This window comes from Haloferula chungangensis, assembly GCF_042664875.1.
Classification (GTDB): Bacteria; Verrucomicrobiota; Verrucomicrobiia; order Verrucomicrobiales; family Akkermansiaceae; genus Haloferula; species Haloferula chungangensis.
On the sequence record NZ_JBHTBS010000002.1, the window covers coordinates 445,129 to 458,605 of the forward strand.

Annotated in this window: 14 protein-coding genes; 4 read left to right on the forward strand and 10 right to left on the reverse strand. The window is 59.9% G+C overall.

Features of this window, described 5'->3' with window-relative positions; translation table 11 throughout:
- Positions 1-31: 31 nt before the first annotated feature.
- Both ACFQY0_RS05790 and ACFQY0_RS05795 read right to left on the reverse strand, forming a co-directional pair.
- A complete protein-coding gene (locus ACFQY0_RS05790; protein WP_379710197.1) occupies positions 32-508 on the reverse strand; it encodes a hypothetical protein in 477 nt (158 codons plus the stop codon).
- A gap of 18 nt (positions 509-526) precedes the next feature.
- The gene (locus tag ACFQY0_RS05795; protein WP_379710200.1) at positions 527-1,294 is read right to left on the reverse strand and encodes a succinate dehydrogenase/fumarate reductase iron-sulfur subunit; all 768 of its coding nucleotides are present in this window, start codon (positions 1,292-1,294) and stop codon (positions 527-529) included.
- A 251-nt stretch (positions 1,295-1,545) separates the two neighbouring features.
- On the opposite strand from ACFQY0_RS05795, the gene ACFQY0_RS05800 reads away from it, so the two are divergent.
- Together ACFQY0_RS05800 and ACFQY0_RS05805 are read left to right on the forward strand one after the other, a co-directional pair.
- Positions 1,546-2,268: a phosphodiester glycosidase family protein gene (locus ACFQY0_RS05800; protein ID WP_379710203.1), complete on the forward strand. Its 723-nt coding sequence runs from the start codon at positions 1,546-1,548 to the stop codon at positions 2,266-2,268.
- 79 nt (positions 2,269-2,347) lie between these two features.
- Positions 2,348-3,124, forward strand: coding sequence for a glycine-rich domain-containing protein (locus ACFQY0_RS05805; protein WP_379710206.1), 777 nt, complete (start codon positions 2,348-2,350; stop codon positions 3,122-3,124).
- Between the two features lie 51 nt (positions 3,125-3,175).
- Here the strand turns inward: ACFQY0_RS05805 and ACFQY0_RS05810 are convergent, their stop codons facing one another.
- Positions 3,176-4,180: an alpha/beta hydrolase gene (locus ACFQY0_RS05810; protein ID WP_379710209.1), complete on the reverse strand. Its 1,005-nt coding sequence runs from the start codon at positions 4,178-4,180 to the stop codon at positions 3,176-3,178.
- A gap of 126 nt (positions 4,181-4,306) precedes the next feature.
- Between ACFQY0_RS05810 and ACFQY0_RS05815 the strand changes: the two genes are divergently transcribed.
- Complete coding sequence (locus ACFQY0_RS05815; protein WP_379710212.1) at positions 4,307-4,741, forward strand: YlbF/YmcA family competence regulator; 435 nt, start codon at positions 4,307-4,309, stop codon at positions 4,739-4,741.
- Positions 4,742-4,807: 66 nt separating this feature from the next.
- Here ACFQY0_RS05815 and ACFQY0_RS05820 read toward each other — a convergent pair whose 3' ends face one another.
- Genes ACFQY0_RS05820 through ACFQY0_RS05840 form a run of 5 tightly spaced genes read right to left on the reverse strand, consistent with a single transcriptional unit; the run spans position 4,808 to position 10,393 of the window.
- Positions 4,808-6,058 (reverse strand): hypothetical protein, encoded by a 1,251-nt coding sequence (locus tag ACFQY0_RS05820; RefSeq protein WP_379710215.1) that lies wholly within the window; start codon positions 6,056-6,058, stop codon positions 4,808-4,810.
- 36 nt (positions 6,059-6,094) lie between these two features.
- Complete coding sequence (locus tag ACFQY0_RS05825; RefSeq protein WP_379710218.1) at positions 6,095-6,586, reverse strand: hypothetical protein; 492 nt, start codon at positions 6,584-6,586, stop codon at positions 6,095-6,097.
- 28 nt (positions 6,587-6,614) lie between these two features.
- Complete coding sequence (locus tag ACFQY0_RS05830; RefSeq protein ID WP_379710220.1) at positions 6,615-7,526, reverse strand: transglutaminase family protein; 912 nt, start codon at positions 7,524-7,526, stop codon at positions 6,615-6,617.
- Positions 7,523-8,365, reverse strand: coding sequence for a transglutaminase-like domain-containing protein (locus ACFQY0_RS05835; RefSeq protein WP_379710223.1), 843 nt, complete (start codon positions 8,363-8,365; stop codon positions 7,523-7,525). The genes ACFQY0_RS05830 and ACFQY0_RS05835 overlap by 4 nt, the downstream gene beginning before the upstream one ends.
- A 48-nt stretch (positions 8,366-8,413) precedes the next feature.
- Complete coding sequence (locus ACFQY0_RS05840) at positions 8,414-10,393, reverse strand: ABC-F family ATP-binding cassette domain-containing protein (protein WP_379710226.1); 1,980 nt, start codon at positions 10,391-10,393, stop codon at positions 8,414-8,416.
- Between the two features lie 114 nt (positions 10,394-10,507).
- Between ACFQY0_RS05840 and ACFQY0_RS05845 the strand changes: the two genes are divergently transcribed.
- Positions 10,508-11,743: a hypothetical protein gene (locus ACFQY0_RS05845; protein WP_379710229.1), complete on the forward strand. Its 1,236-nt coding sequence runs from the start codon at positions 10,508-10,510 to the stop codon at positions 11,741-11,743.
- Positions 11,744-11,906: 163 nt separating this feature from the next.
- On the opposite strand, the gene ACFQY0_RS05850 is transcribed toward ACFQY0_RS05845, so the two are convergent.
- Both ACFQY0_RS05850 and gluQRS read right to left on the reverse strand, forming a co-directional pair.
- On the reverse strand, positions 11,907-12,407 hold the full coding sequence (locus ACFQY0_RS05850; RefSeq protein WP_379710231.1) for a peptidylprolyl isomerase: 501 nt from the start codon (positions 12,405-12,407) through the stop codon (positions 11,907-11,909).
- Positions 12,408-12,607: 200 nt separating this feature from the next.
- Entirely contained in the window at positions 12,608-13,441 is an 834-nt protein-coding gene (gluQRS, locus tag ACFQY0_RS05855) for a tRNA glutamyl-Q(34) synthetase GluQRS (protein WP_379710233.1), read from the reverse strand.
- Between the last annotated feature and the right edge of the window lie 36 nt (positions 13,442-13,477).

Genomic DNA, 13,477 nt, shown 5'->3' on the forward strand with positions numbered 1-13,477 from the left:
TCGGCAAGCCTGATCTTTGGAAATCAGGGAATTAGGTGGGCCCTGATGGCGTCGGATTTGGCGCCGATCGGTTCCTGGCTTCGATCTCGAGAGGGGCGGCGACATAGCCAACCTTCAGTATTTCATACACGTAGCGCCACATGAAGGGCCGATGCCCACCAAGTTGTTGATACTGCAGAGTATGGACGAGTTCGTGACGGATCAGGCCGGGATCGCGGGAGGTGGCGGAGATGCCGCGCCCGAGGCACATGCCGGCAGGAGAGAAAAGTGGGATGCCGAGTCTGCTGGCGAGCGTGATCAGGGCAGGGGGAATGGGTGAGGGAATGATCTCCGAGATTTCCAATCGGAGTGACTCCGGCGAACGAATACCGAGCTCAGTGGCGAACTGAATCGAAGCCTCCGGCAATCGCTCGCCGGACCTGAGGATGGAACGCTCACGCGACTGACTCCACCGCGCGAGAGTGGGCGCCAGGGCGTCGGCTAGAACTTTGGCGGAGAAGCTGCGCATGGACGCCGCGAAGGCGGCCTAAATGGGTGCGAACTCGTCCTTGAGGAGGGCGATACCGTAGTCGCGGTTCATCAAGGCAATGTGGTCGACGCTGATCTCCTTCGGACAAGCGGCTTCACACTCGTAGTGGTTGGTGCAGCCGCCAAATCCTTCGTCGTCCATCTGGCGGACCATCGAAAGAACGCGCTTGTCCCGCTCGGGCTGACCTTGAGGAAGGTGGGCGAGGTGGGAAACCTTTGCGGCGGTGAAGAGCATCGCGCTGGCATTCGGGCAGGCGGCGACGCAGGCACCGCAGCCAATGCATGCCGCGGCGGAAAATGCGATGTCGGCCTCTTCCTTGCCGATCGGTGCGGCGTGTGCGTCCGGGGCGCCACCGGTGCGCACGGAGATGAATCCTCCCGCTTGCTGGATGCGATCGAGCGAGGTGCGATCGGTGATGAGATCCTTGATGACGGGGAACGCGCGCGAGCGGAAGGGCTCGATCCAGATGGTATCGCCATCGCGGAATTTGCGCATGTGGACCTGACAGGTCGTGATGCCGCGGTCCTTGCTGTGCGGGATGCCATTGATGGTCAGTGAGCAGGTCCCGCAGATGCCTTCGCGGCAGTCATGGTCGAAGTGAATCGGCTCGGTACCTTTCTCGACGAGACGCTCGTTGACGATGTCGAGCATTTCGAGAAACGAGGCTTCTTCGGGAATCCCGGGAGCGTCGTAGGTTTCGATCTGGCCTCGATCATTGGCATGGGCCTGACGCCAGACTTTGAGAGTGAGATTCAGATTGGACATGAAACTTCGCTTAGCTGGAGCCGAGTCTAGGGAAGATGTCCGTCACCGCTAGGAAAAATCGGTCATTTCACAGGATTGGGGGTAATTGTGACAGATCCTGCGCAGCGGTGGCGGTGGCTCCGATGGGTCATCTGTGCCCAGCAGATCGATGGCTGGGTTTCAGCGAGGCGACGGTTAGGCATCGACGGTCAAGTATCGATCTAACATCGGAGCGCGCTTGTAGCCTGTTGGGGGGAGGTCTAGCATCGCGCATGATGATGAAAGGCTTGGGGGTCTTGATCCTTTCGGTGGGCTCGCTCGCGGCGGAAGTGAAGGAAGAACGTGTCGAACATGCCGGAGCTGTTTTTCGCGTGGTGAGGCTGGAACCGGCACGAGTGGCAGTGGTGTGGCGTGGGGACGACGGCAAACCCTATGAAACTTTTGATCGGGTGCAGTCAGCGCTCGCGGATCAGGGGAAGACGCTTTCCTTCCTGATGAACGCGGGAATTTTCGAGCCAGGGCTGGTGCCGAGTGGGCTGCATGTCGAGGAGACGAAGGAGTTGCGTCCGCTGAATCTTCGCGAGGGGAAGGGCAACTTTTTCCTCAAACCCAACGGTGTGTTTGCGGTGACGGTTGACGGCGAGGCAAGGGTCTGGAGTGCCGTCGAGCATCAGACCCGCAGCGTAGCCTTGCGGGTGGCGGTGCAGTCGGGGCCGATTCTTCTGAGAAAGGGGCAGCGACATCGGGCATTTCGGGATGGCTCACGCAGCGTGAAGCATCGCAATGGAGTAGGAGTCGACGGAAAAGGGCGGGTGGTTTTCGCGATGACTGATAAGCGCCAGGAAGTGAACTTCTGGGATTTTGCCGGGCTGTTTCTCAGCTTGGGCTGCAAGGATGCGTTGTTTCTCGATGGGGATATCTCGCAGATGGCGGTGAATCCGCAGCAGGCGGTGAAGAGCAATCGCTTCGCGGCGATGTTCGTGGTGGTGGAGTGAGCGCGGGCCGGACGGATGAGAAGATCAACTGGGAATTGTAGCTGACGCTTGTGGGGGCTGGCTGCTGGAGTGGACGGGTATGAAAGACTCGTTGCTGCACGATCTGGAAAACTTCGAAGTGGATCGCTCTGGAATCGCCCTTCCCTTTGCGAAACGTCTGGCTCGGGAGAACGGGTGGCGCGAGGAGTTTTCCGAACGGGTGATGAAGGAATACTTTCGCTTTGTATTTTTGGCAATGAGGGCGGGTCATCCGGTGACACCGTCCGAGCAGGTGGATCAGGCATGGCACCTGCATCTTTGCTACACGCGCTCATATTGGGATCGAATGTGTCGCGAGTTGTTAGGAAGACCGCTTCATCACGGGCCGACGGAAGGCGGCGAGCAAGAGGGGAAAAAGTTCGAGGATTGGTATGAGCGAACTTTGGAGAGCTACCGTCGAATCATCGGCGAGGATCCGCCGGGTGATATCTGGCCGTCGGTGAAGGAACGCTTCGCAAGCGCGGGGGCGGGTCGATGGGTGAACCCGTCGGACTACTGGCTGGTCCGCAAGCCGTCGGCGAAGCGGGCAGGGACCTTGGCATGCGTGGGCTTGCTAAGCGTCGCGACGGCAGGTTGTGCGGGAATGATGGTGGCGAAGGTGAGCGTCGGTGAAGGATTCTTCCTCATCCTCTTTGCCGTGGTGGTGCTGGTGGCGATCATCTACGCCATTTCCCGAATTGGAGGAGGAGGTGGTGGTGGCTGCGGCGGAGGAAGCGGTGGAGGATGGGGCTGGTTCGGGAGCGGAGACTCCGGGTGTAGCAGCGGCGGTGATTCTGGATGCGGGGGTGGCGGTTGTGGTGGGGGATGCGGGAGTTAGATTCGCAGATGAGCATTTCAATCCCTCGAGACAGGGTCCGCGCTTGTTGGATCACTGGGGGGCGATGGCTTTCAGAAAAAACTCACAGAGGTCGGGGTAGAGATTGTCAGCGTCTTCGGCGAGGACGCGGTTGTGGCCGGCGTTTCTGACGGGGCGGAACATCTTGCTGTTAGAGGGAATGGCATCGAAGATCTGACGGCCCTGCTCGATGCTGATGAAGCGGTCTTCTTCGCCGTGAATGATCATGGCGGGCATGGTGAGGTGTTGGGCGGCGTGAAGCGGGCTGATCCGGGCGGGCCACATCCCGCCACGGCACCAGGCACCGCAACCGACGGCGAAGGCATTGACGGAAGCGAGCGGGCGGAGGCGGGCGTGGAGAGTCTCAGCAGAGTGGAGGATCGGTCGGTCGAGCGATGAAAAGGCGGCGGCGCTGGCGACGGCGTCCCAGCGCTCCGGATGTCGTGCCGCCGCTTGAAGCGCAATCGCGCCTCCCTGAGAGATGCCGAAGAGCAGGGCGGGCTGAGCGGGGAACCCGAAGGTGATCTGCGCGCCTTCCATGATGTCGCTGACGAGCTGGGCTTCGTTTTTGCCGAAGGTGGCGATCGATGAGGGGTTGTCACCATGACCCGGGAGATCGACGAGGATGCAGCGAAAGCCTGCCGCGCAGAAGCGTTCACAGATCGGGAGGTGATCTTCCTTGCGGCCGGTGTGGCCGTGGAGAAGCACGATGGTGCCGCGGATCTCACCCCAGGCGGGCAGGATGATTCCGCGCTTGCTGAGCGCGGCTCGGACCTGGTGAGACTTGCGGGCTTCGCCTGGTGAGGTGGCGGGAAGCACCATCAGGCAGGGGGTGTCGGAGGCTCCGGTGAAGGAGGTGATGGAGAGCCCGTAGTGGGCGGGATGATCGAGAATTTCGTGGTGGTAGGACTGGAGTCCCCGGCGGGGAGGGGAAAGCAGTCGTTCCGAGCCGTACCATGCAACGCCGATCAGCGCACAAAGGATAAGGATGCTGAGGCTGAGGAGAAAGCGGATGAGAAAGCGTCGAAGTCGTGGCATGAGCTTGATGGGGTCGACGATCCTCGACTTATTTGAAGTTTTGATGGAGAGCGAATGAATTCCAGCCGCTGAGCTGCGAAGGAAAAGCGTTTGCCAAGTCGGTCGTCGCAGCCTAGGGGATTGGCCATGTCGATTCTTTCCGATGACTCTGCCGTAATGACCAAGGCCCGCGAACTTTGCGCGGCAATTGCTGAAGACGCCCAATTTCAGGCACTTCAGAAGAAGGTCGAAACTTTCCTTGAGGATGATTCCGCACGGATGATGTACCAGGGAGTGCACGAACGCGGCAGCGAGCTTCATCAGAAGCAGCACGCGGGTGTCGAGCTCGGTGAGAGCGAGATCAAGGAGTTCGAGTCGGCTCGTGATGCGCTGATGCAAAACGATGTGGCCCGTTCATTCATGGACGCCCAAGGTGAACTCGAAGCGCTTCAGAAGACGATCGGCCAGTACGTCGGAATGACTCTTGAGCTGGGCCGTGTGCCGACGGCCGACGACATCGCCCAAGCGAGTGGTGGTGGCTGCTGTGGCGGTGGTGGAGAAGGCGGCGGTTGCTGTAGCTGATGCCGCTGGCTTGATCACAGATTTTCGATTGCCCGTGTTCGTCAGGACACGGGCAATTTTTTTGGATCAGCGCAGGTAGCGATCGACGACGTTCTGCGGAAGAACGGTCTGGTTGTTCAACGCCCAATCCCGGGCCGAGTCGGCATCACGACGCATCCAGTCTCCGAGGTAGCGTTCGTAATTTCGATTGCGTTCGCGCTCGCTGGCGATGTTGGAGATGTAGTTGAGCGAGGTGGCAGGGTCTTGGCGGTAGCTGGCGCGGACGACTTCCTCGCGGGCATCGTCATAGGCCGGACTGTTGCCCAAGCTATTGAGCCACTCAGCTGCCGCCGTCGGATCCTGGCGGGCATACTGGCTGGCAACTCCTTCGACTGCCTCGCCGCGAGCGCCGTCTGGAAGGGTCATGACCCAGCTTTTGGCACTTTCGACATCCTGGCGTGCCCAGCTTTCGGAAATGTCCTCCGACACCTCACGAAGGGTATTGGGGTCGGTGATGGTGGCGCTCCACTGGGCAGCACGTTCAGGATCGAGCCGTGCCAGGTCATTGGCAAGGTAGCGCGAGGCGCGGTTCTTGAGATCGGAATCGGAAATACCGGCGATCCAGTTTTCCGCGTATTCAGAGCCATACTGCATGACGTAACCCTGCATGGTTTCGAGCGACCGGCTGCGGGTGCGGTCATCCGGCATTTGCGTGAGGAAATCGCGGGCCAGTTCAGGGCTGGTGGCGGCGATGCCTCGCATGGTTCCGACCATCCAGTTGTTGGTTCCCCCGTCGTCTTCAGATGAGGCAGCCCACGCAAAGGCTCCGGCAGGATCAATGGCGGCCCAGGTGCTGAGAGTGGTTTCCCTTTCCCAATCGTCGGCTCCATTTTCCTCCAGGTGGGCGATGGCAGACATCGGGTCGCGCTCGGCCCATGCCTGAAGAATCAGGGATCGCTCCGAGCCGCGGATGTTGGCCATCGGGGAATCGGAGAGCTCTTCGTAAACGGAGGCAAATTGATCGGTCGAGAGCCGGTCGAGAAAGGCGAGAAGCCGCTGAGTGCGCTCGAGACGGCTTGAGGACTCCAGAATCGCGGTGAGTTGCTGCCTGGTGCTGTCATCCGATGAGCTGGAGCGTGAGCTGCCGTCGCGTTTTGAAGCGCTGCCGCTATCGTCTCCAGAGAGACCGCTGCGGGTTGGAATATTCCGGTTGGGAGCGTCGCTTGAGCTCGCAGTCGCGTCGGATTCTCCCGAGCTTGAACGGCCGAGCATGATCCCGGCAATGAGAGCGAGGGGCACAGAGGTGGCGGTCAGGGTCCAAGACGGCAGTTTTTTCATGATCTCTTTAATAACGTTCCCAGGTCCCGCTTCTTATCAGAAATTTTTCTTCGAAGGGGCGCGGTGAGCCTCAAGCTTGTTGCCGATGTGCTCGAGGATGAAGTTTTCCTTGGTGACGCCCTCGGTGGTGGAGCCATGCGCGACACGGACGTGAAGAATGCCGCTCCGGATCTCAATCTTCAGCAGGCGGAAGACCGGCTCCCGGCGCATCCGGAAGAAGCAGTGCAAAGGGACGTCGGGATGGAGCGCGTTCCATAACAAGCTGGCGGGCTCGAATTCGGGAACCTTCGAAAGGGCGAAAAATATGTGGCGGATGCGCCAGATGCCGTGGCGGCTCGACCATCGCTCGGCGGCGCGTTTGGCGAGCATGGTGTCCCACCAGGCGGCTATCGGGTTTTCGTGGACCTCGATGATTTCCTCGACGAGACCGCGGGCATGCCAATCGAGTCCCGCGTGCAATTGAGCGCGTGTGATCCGGCCTTCTTCGAAATCATCGAAGAGCTGGGGCGGAGTTGGATGAAATGGCATGCACGAGATTACACGCTATTTGCTCGGTTCAAGACTGGAATTGGGACTGCTGAAGCCCGAAGGGGGGTGAAGAGAATTCGACGCCTACCGTCAGGCTTCGAAACGAGTTGCCCGGGCCGAAGATCCGTCCGCTGACCGGCATGACGCCGCGCGGATGGTGGCTGGTGCCGGTGACAATGTGGCGGTGGTCGCATGGCTCACCGATTGTCGGATCGAAGCCATTCCAGCCGAGACGGGGAAAGTAGACTTCCGTCCAGGCATGGGTGGATCCGCGGGCGGCACGGGTATTCGGGCAGTCGAGGTAGCCGCTCGCAAACCGTGCGGCGATCCCGAGATGACGCAGGGCCTCCATCAGCAAGGTGGCCACATCGCGACATGATCCGGTGCCTAATGAGAGTGTGGTGTCGGGACTTTGGACGCCCTTTTGCTCGCGCCGTTGATAGCCGATGCTTTGTTGAATGATCCTCGTCATCGCGATCACGTAGGCCTCGGCGCTGGGGAAATCTCCGGGAGGAGGCTGGGAGCCAATCCAACGCTGAACACTTGCGCTTTCCTCCGGGAAGACGGGACTCAGGTAGCCAGTGATGATGCCCTGCTCAAGCGGATCATATTGGAGCGGATAGGGGCTGGCACTGGTGGCGAGGTGGGGTGGCTCATTCGGATTGAAGAAGCGACGCAGGGTGACGTCAGACTCAATGACGAGTTCGGACGCCTGTTCCTGGAAATGGGCGTGGGCGATCGAGTTTCCGAAAAGATCGCGAGTCCAGACCAAGGTGGCCTGTGGCTCGATGGTCATCGTCAGTTCCTCAACTCTGAGGTCGTGGCCCTCCCGCGGCCGGATAACGAGACGATGAGGTTCGAAGGTGACCGGGAAGTGGTAGCTGTAGTGGGTGCGATGCCGAATTCTCAGCAAGTGGCTGTCCGGAGTCTGGAGACTCATGGTTCGAGAAGGACGGCTTTACCGGAGAGCTCTTCGCGACTCATGGGAGTGAAGGAATCCGAAGTGCAGGAAACCATCATCGATTCCATGGCCATGGATCCGAAAATGGTGGCGAGCGACGAGTCAGCGGCATCTCGTCCGGTCGCGATGCGGATCAATCCATTCGGCGATGACAACCTGGTGGGATCAAAGATGAACCACTGGTTCCCAACACAGACTTCAAAACAGGCATGGAAGTCGGGAGGTTGCATATTGCAGGCGTAACCCGTGAAATATCGTGCAGGAATCGAGAGAGCCCGGCAGAACGCGATGCCGAGATGGGCGAAGTCCCGGCAGACTCCTTGTCGCTCGGTCACTGTATCGTGGGCCGAGGTCGCGGCATCGGTAGAGCCGGGAATGTAGTCGATGTTTTCAAAGATCCAGTCGGAGATGGCGGTCGCTTGCGCAAGCGGATGGGACAGGTGACCGAAGAGCTTCGCGGCGAGCTTGCCCAGGCGATCTGATTGGCAATAGCGACTCGGAAACAGGTAGCGGAGAGAGTCGGCATGAAGTGATCCTACCGGAACTCGGTCGATCTGATGGATCTTCCGTGCGTTTGGATTGGTTTCCGCGGTGACATTGTAGGTGATAAGCATCTCGGTCAGATCACCGGTATCGATGCGCACATAGCGGTTCATACCCGTCTGGATTGGGAAGAATTCGCAGGTGGCCCCTTCCGTAACGGTGAAGCACTCGTCGTAGAGTGACTGGTTGGGAGTCGAGAGCGCATGAAGGCTCAAGAGCATGGTGCTCCGGCACATCACCGAGTAGCGGAGTTCAGCGGCGATTTGAAATGGCATGGTGGCGATGCTTTGCAGAAACCGTGCCGCTATTTCCCCGGATCTTGATCAGGCGTCCCCCAGCTTGACCTTCACCTGCTCGATCTCCTCGGTGAGCGATTCCCAGCGGGAGTAGGCGTTCTCGAGCTTGGTGGTCAGTTGCTCGACGGTGTTGGTGGCGAGGCGGAACTTGGCCGGCGAGGCAACGACTTCCGGCTTGGACAGGTCGTCGGTCGCTTTGGTTTGGGCAGCTTCGAGATCGGCAATGCGCTTTTCGAGTTCCTTGAGTTCGACTTCCAGGGGCTTGAGGACGTCGGAGCGGAGCTTGCGCTGTTGGGCTTCGAGTCGTTTCTGGTCCTTCCGGGACATGGTGGGTGCCGCCTTCGTATCGCCACCCTTGGGAGCCGAGGGGAGATTTGGCGAGGCGCTCGGGGCGCTCTCTTCGGCAGTCTTGTCGAGGTAGTAGCTGATGTTGCCCGCGAAGAGACGTGGCTTTTCGCCGGGTCGGAATTCGAGGGTCTTGGTGACGAGGGAGTCGAGGAAGGAGCGGTTGTGGGAAACGATCAGGATCGTGCCTTCGTATTCCTTGAGCGCGTTGAGCAGGACTTCCTGGGACTGAACGTCGAGGTGGTTGGTCGGTTCGTCGAGGATCAGGAAGTTCGAGGGCTGGACGAGCATGCGCACGAGCGCGACGCGCGAGCGCTCACCGCCGGAGAGGACGCCAACTTTTTTGAAGACGTCGTCGCCACGGAAAAGGAAGCAGCCGAGGATGTTGCGGCACTGGGCGGCGGCTTCGCGGGTGGCGGTTTCCTCGACGGTTTCGAGAATCGTGAGCTCGGGGTCGAGTTCGTCGGCGTGGTTCTGCGAGAAGAAGGCGACGCTGACTTTCTGGCCGAAGGCATGCTCGCCTTTGTCGGGGGATTCCTGGGCGGTGATGAGACGGCAGAAAGTCGATTTGCCGGCGCCGTTCGGACCGACGATGGCGAACTTTTCTCCGCGGGTGATTTCGAAGTCGAAGTTATCGAAGATGTTGAGGTCGCCGTAGGTCTTGGAAACACCTTCGAGCTTGGCGACGCTGTGGCCGGACTGCGGTGGCTGCGGGAAGCGGAAGTTCATCACGGCGTCGTCGGCTTCCGGCTTGGGAATGCGTTCGACTTTGGCGAGCAGCTTGATGCGCGATTGGACGAGCGTCGCTTTGTTGGCGGAGGCGCGGAAGCGATCAATGAAGCGCTGGGTTTCGGCGATCTCTTTCTGCTGGGCTTCATAGCGGCGCAGTTGGACTTCTTTGCGGTGAACGGATTCGCGCAGGTAGTAGGAGTAGTTTCCGGCATACTCTTCGGCGCGTCCGTGGTGGAAGGCGATGGTGCGGGTGCAGAGCGTGTCGAGCAGGGCGAGATCGTGGGAAATGAGCAGGATCGCCCCGGGGTAGCCGATGAGATACTGCTCGACCCAGCGCTGGGATTCGATGTCGAGGTGGTTGGTCGGCTCGTCTAACAGGAGGACTTCGGGCTCCTGGAGGAAGAGCTTGGCCATGGCGATGCGCATCTGCCAGCCGCCGGAGAAGTGACCGCAGTCGCGCTCGAAGTCGCTGCGCTTGAAGCCGAGCCCCTGGAGCACCGATTCGACCTTGGGCTTCATCTGCGCCGGGTCGTTGTTGTCGAGGCGCAGTTCGAGCTCGCCGATTTCCTCCAACAGGTCACCGTAGGGTGAGGAACGGGGATCGAGTTTGGAAAGCTCAGCGGAAAGGCGGTCGATTTTTTTCTGGAGCTCGAGCGTTTCGCCGAAGGCGGACATGGTTTCCTGCCAGAGGGTGCGGCCCTTGATGTGGATGCCTTCCTGGGGGAGGTAGCCGATGCGAAAGTTTTTCGGCGTCGACATGAGGCCGCCGGAGGGCTCGATGACGCCGGCAATGCATTTCATGAGGGTCGACTTGCCGGCACCGTTGTGACCGGCGAAGGCGATACGCTCCTTCGGCTGCACAGCGAAGGTCAGATCGGAGAAGAGGACGCGGGCGCCGAATTCGACGCGGAGATTTTGGATGGAAAGCATCGGCGGGCGCGGAGAATGTACAGCCTGACGCGAAGGTCCACCCTAGAAGCTTTAGAGGAAGAAATCAGAGGATTTGCGTAGGAAAGAAGAGGGTCGACCACGTTCTATCCGCCAATGAAGCCTTGGTGGACCATTCTCCTCGCTGCCCAGCTTGCCGCAGGCCAGGTGGATGTTTGGGATTTGCCGCCGATACGCTACTCGGACACTCCGGCGGGAGACCCGCTGGCGACGCTGGCCGCGAAGCTTGAGAATGGCGAAATCGCGCTCGAGGGCGAGACGCCGCTGGAGAAATTGAAGTTCGTGCTGGAGACGCTGGGGGTGCCCGAGTCCTCACAGATTCTCGTTTTTTCCAAGACCAGCAAGCAGATCGGCAAGATCACGCCGAGCAATCCCCGCAGCCTCTATTTTTCGGACGACACCTATGTCGGCTACGTGCCGGGTGGCGAGATCGAGGTGATTGCGGAGGATCCGGTGCTGGGGCCGATATTCTATTTGATCGATCTGGACCATGCTTCGGGTTTTGAAGTGATGCGGGATACCAATGACTGCATGTCCTGTCATGGCACGACGCGTACGGAGAACGTGCCGGGATTGGTCGTTCGCTCGGTGTTTCCGGATGAGAGCGGGCATTCGCTGCTCCATTTGGGAACGACAGCGGTGACCCACTCAACGCCGATCGAACTTCGCTGGGGTGGATACTACGTCACCGGCAACAGTGCATTTCCGCATCTCGGGAACCGCACCTATGTCGATGAGGCATCGACCAAGCCCGAGCATCAATCGCTGGTGGATCTCTCGGACCGAATCGATCCGCGCAAGTATCTGCGAAAGACGAGTGACGTGGTGGCGCTGGTGGTGATTGAGCATCAGTGCAGGATGCACAACCTGCTGACCGCGGCATCAATGCGCTACCGGCGCGCGCAATTTCTCGGTCGAGTGATCGATCCCGAGGGGAATCCGGACGACGGGCAGGCGGGGCGCATCGCCGACCAGATGGCGGAGCGCGTCGTGGATGAGTTGCTCTTCAAGGATGAAGCTGATTTGGGGGACGGGCTTGAAGGAGATGGGGCGTTTCAACGGGATTTCGAGGCCGCCTACCCGCGGACGAAGTCGGGCGACTCGCTGGCGGACTTCAAACTCTACCGAAGGATCTTCAAAAATCCGTGTTCGTACATGATTTACTCCAAACCATTTCGGGCCCTGCCGGCTCGGGTCAAGAAGGCGGTCTTGGCCCGACTGCGTCTCGCGCTCTCGGATGAAGATCGCGAAGTGGCTCCGCATTTGAAGGTCTCGGAAAAGGAACGAATCCGTGAGATTCTCGATGAGACGCTTCCCGAGTGGAAAAGTTAAGAGGATCCGGGATGAAGGCCGCTGGGCTCTCGCACGCTCTGAAAGATCGAAAAAACGCCAGAAGCATGGCTCCTGGCGTCAATGGGTGGGTTTTTGAGAGCGGCTGTCGAATGCGACCTCTTACCGGACAAAGTCAAGCAATCCGCCACGCGAGGCTCCGGTCTTACTTGTCGAGAATCGAGTTCCAGTGTTCGACGTTGTCCTTTTGGTCCTCGAGCAATCCACTGATGTCATCGTGAATGGTGATCGAGACGATTTTGTCGCCTTGGGCGATGGAGTCGACGACACTTTGGCCGCTGGTGACTTCACCGAAAACAGAGTGGTTGCCATTAAGGTGGGGGGTGGGACCGTGGGTGATGAAGAACTGGGAGCCGTTGGTCCCTGGTCCGGCATTCGCCATCGAGAAGATGCCCGCCTTGCTGTGCTTGAGGTCCGGGTGGAACTCGTCGCCGAACTTGTACCCCGGGCCGCCACGGCCGGTGCCGGTTGGGTCGCCACCCTGAATCATGAAGTTTTGAATCACGCGGTGGAAGGTGATGCCATCATAGTAACCGCGCTTGGCGAGGTTGAGGAAGTTGGCGCAGGTGATGGGGGTCTTGGATGCAAAGAGTGTGGCATCGATGTCGCCCTTGTCGGTCTTGAGTGTGATCTTGATATCAGACATGGGCGCTAGCCTTGGCGAGGTAGCGGCGGGTGGCGAGCGGAAATGCAGGGATCGGCAATCGTGGTGGCACTCCGCGGGCGGGATCAGCAGTCGATCCTGAGCGTACATGCCTTGAAAAACGGGCTGACTGGCGAGGCGGTAGCTTTCCCACACCCCACCCACCATGCCTCCCCAGTCAATGGAGAAGCGAGATCCTCCTCCTATTTCGGAAAGCTGGCGAAAATCCTGGATGGAGAGTCGCCGCATTCCCGCAGGCTGCGGATCGTCCGGGACCGATCTCTTTTCGCCAGGCGCTGACCATGTTCATCGGTGATCAGGGCGTGGTGGAAATATTCCGGTTCGGGAAATTCCAGCAGCGATTGAAGCATCCGATGAATATGGGTGGATGCGAGTAAGTCCTCACCTCTCGTCACCCGGGTCACTTTCTGAAACGCGTCATCGACAACCACCGCGAGGTGATAAGAGGTGCCGATGTCCTTCCTTGCGAGGACGACGTCGCCGAGGGCTGTGGGATCGACTTGGACGCTGCCGAAACGGCGATCGGAAAAAGTGAGTGGGCCTGTTACGCGTGCGGCTGCTGTGGCGTGGAGCCGCCAGGCTGGAAGCTCTCCGCTGGCGATCCGGTCGTGGCTTTCAGCGAGCGTCAGGGCACGGCAGGTGCCGGGGTAGAGTGGCCCCTCCGGTCCGTGAGGGGCCGAGGCCATGCGGGTGATCTCTTCTTCGATCTCACGCCGTGTGCAGAAACAGGGATAAACGAGGCCGAGCTCGCGAAGCCGATCGAGGGCATCCCCGTAGGCTTCCAGGCGATCCGACTGCCGGAGGGGCGCATCGTCCCACTCCAGACCGAGCCAGAGCAGGTCTTCCTCGATCGCTTCGTAGTATTCCTCACGCACCCGGGTGGAGTCGATGTCCTCGAAGCGTAGGAGAAATTGTCCGCCTGATTCCTTTGCCAAATCATGGGCGACCTTGGCGGCGTAGGCATGGCCGGTGTGGAGCAGTCCGGTGGGGCTGGGAGCAAAGCGGGTAACGGTCACGGAGGACGCTCAAGATGCAGATATTCGGAGATGCGG

Coding starts and splice junctions, on each gene's coding strand:
- ACFQY0_RS05790 (WP_379710197.1), bottom strand. CDS start 508: ATGCGCAGCTTCTCCGCCAAAGTTCTAGCCGACGCCCTGGCGCCCACT.
- ACFQY0_RS05795 (WP_379710200.1), bottom strand. CDS start 1,294: ATGTCCAATCTGAATCTCACTCTCAAAGTCTGGCGTCAGGCCCATGCC.
- ACFQY0_RS05800 (WP_379710203.1), top strand. CDS start 1,546: ATGATGATGAAAGGCTTGGGGGTCTTGATCCTTTCGGTGGGCTCGCTC.
- ACFQY0_RS05805 (WP_379710206.1), top strand. CDS start 2,348: ATGAAAGACTCGTTGCTGCACGATCTGGAAAACTTCGAAGTGGATCGC.
- ACFQY0_RS05810 (WP_379710209.1), bottom strand. CDS start 4,180: ATGCCACGACTTCGACGCTTTCTCATCCGCTTTCTCCTCAGCCTCAGC.
- ACFQY0_RS05815 (WP_379710212.1), top strand. CDS start 4,307: ATGTCGATTCTTTCCGATGACTCTGCCGTAATGACCAAGGCCCGCGAA.
- ACFQY0_RS05820 (WP_379710215.1), bottom strand. CDS start 6,058: ATGAAAAAACTGCCGTCTTGGACCCTGACCGCCACCTCTGTGCCCCTC.
- ACFQY0_RS05825 (WP_379710218.1), bottom strand. CDS start 6,586: ATGCCATTTCATCCAACTCCGCCCCAGCTCTTCGATGATTTCGAAGAA.
- ACFQY0_RS05830 (WP_379710220.1), bottom strand. CDS start 7,526: ATGAGTCTCCAGACTCCGGACAGCCACTTGCTGAGAATTCGGCATCGC.
- ACFQY0_RS05835 (WP_379710223.1), bottom strand. CDS start 8,365: ATGCCATTTCAAATCGCCGCTGAACTCCGCTACTCGGTGATGTGCCGG.
- ACFQY0_RS05840 (WP_379710226.1), bottom strand. CDS start 10,393: ATGCTTTCCATCCAAAATCTCCGCGTCGAATTCGGCGCCCGCGTCCTC.
- ACFQY0_RS05845 (WP_379710229.1), top strand. CDS start 10,508: ATGAAGCCTTGGTGGACCATTCTCCTCGCTGCCCAGCTTGCCGCAGGC.
- ACFQY0_RS05850 (WP_379710231.1), bottom strand. CDS start 12,407: ATGTCTGATATCAAGATCACACTCAAGACCGACAAGGGCGACATCGAT.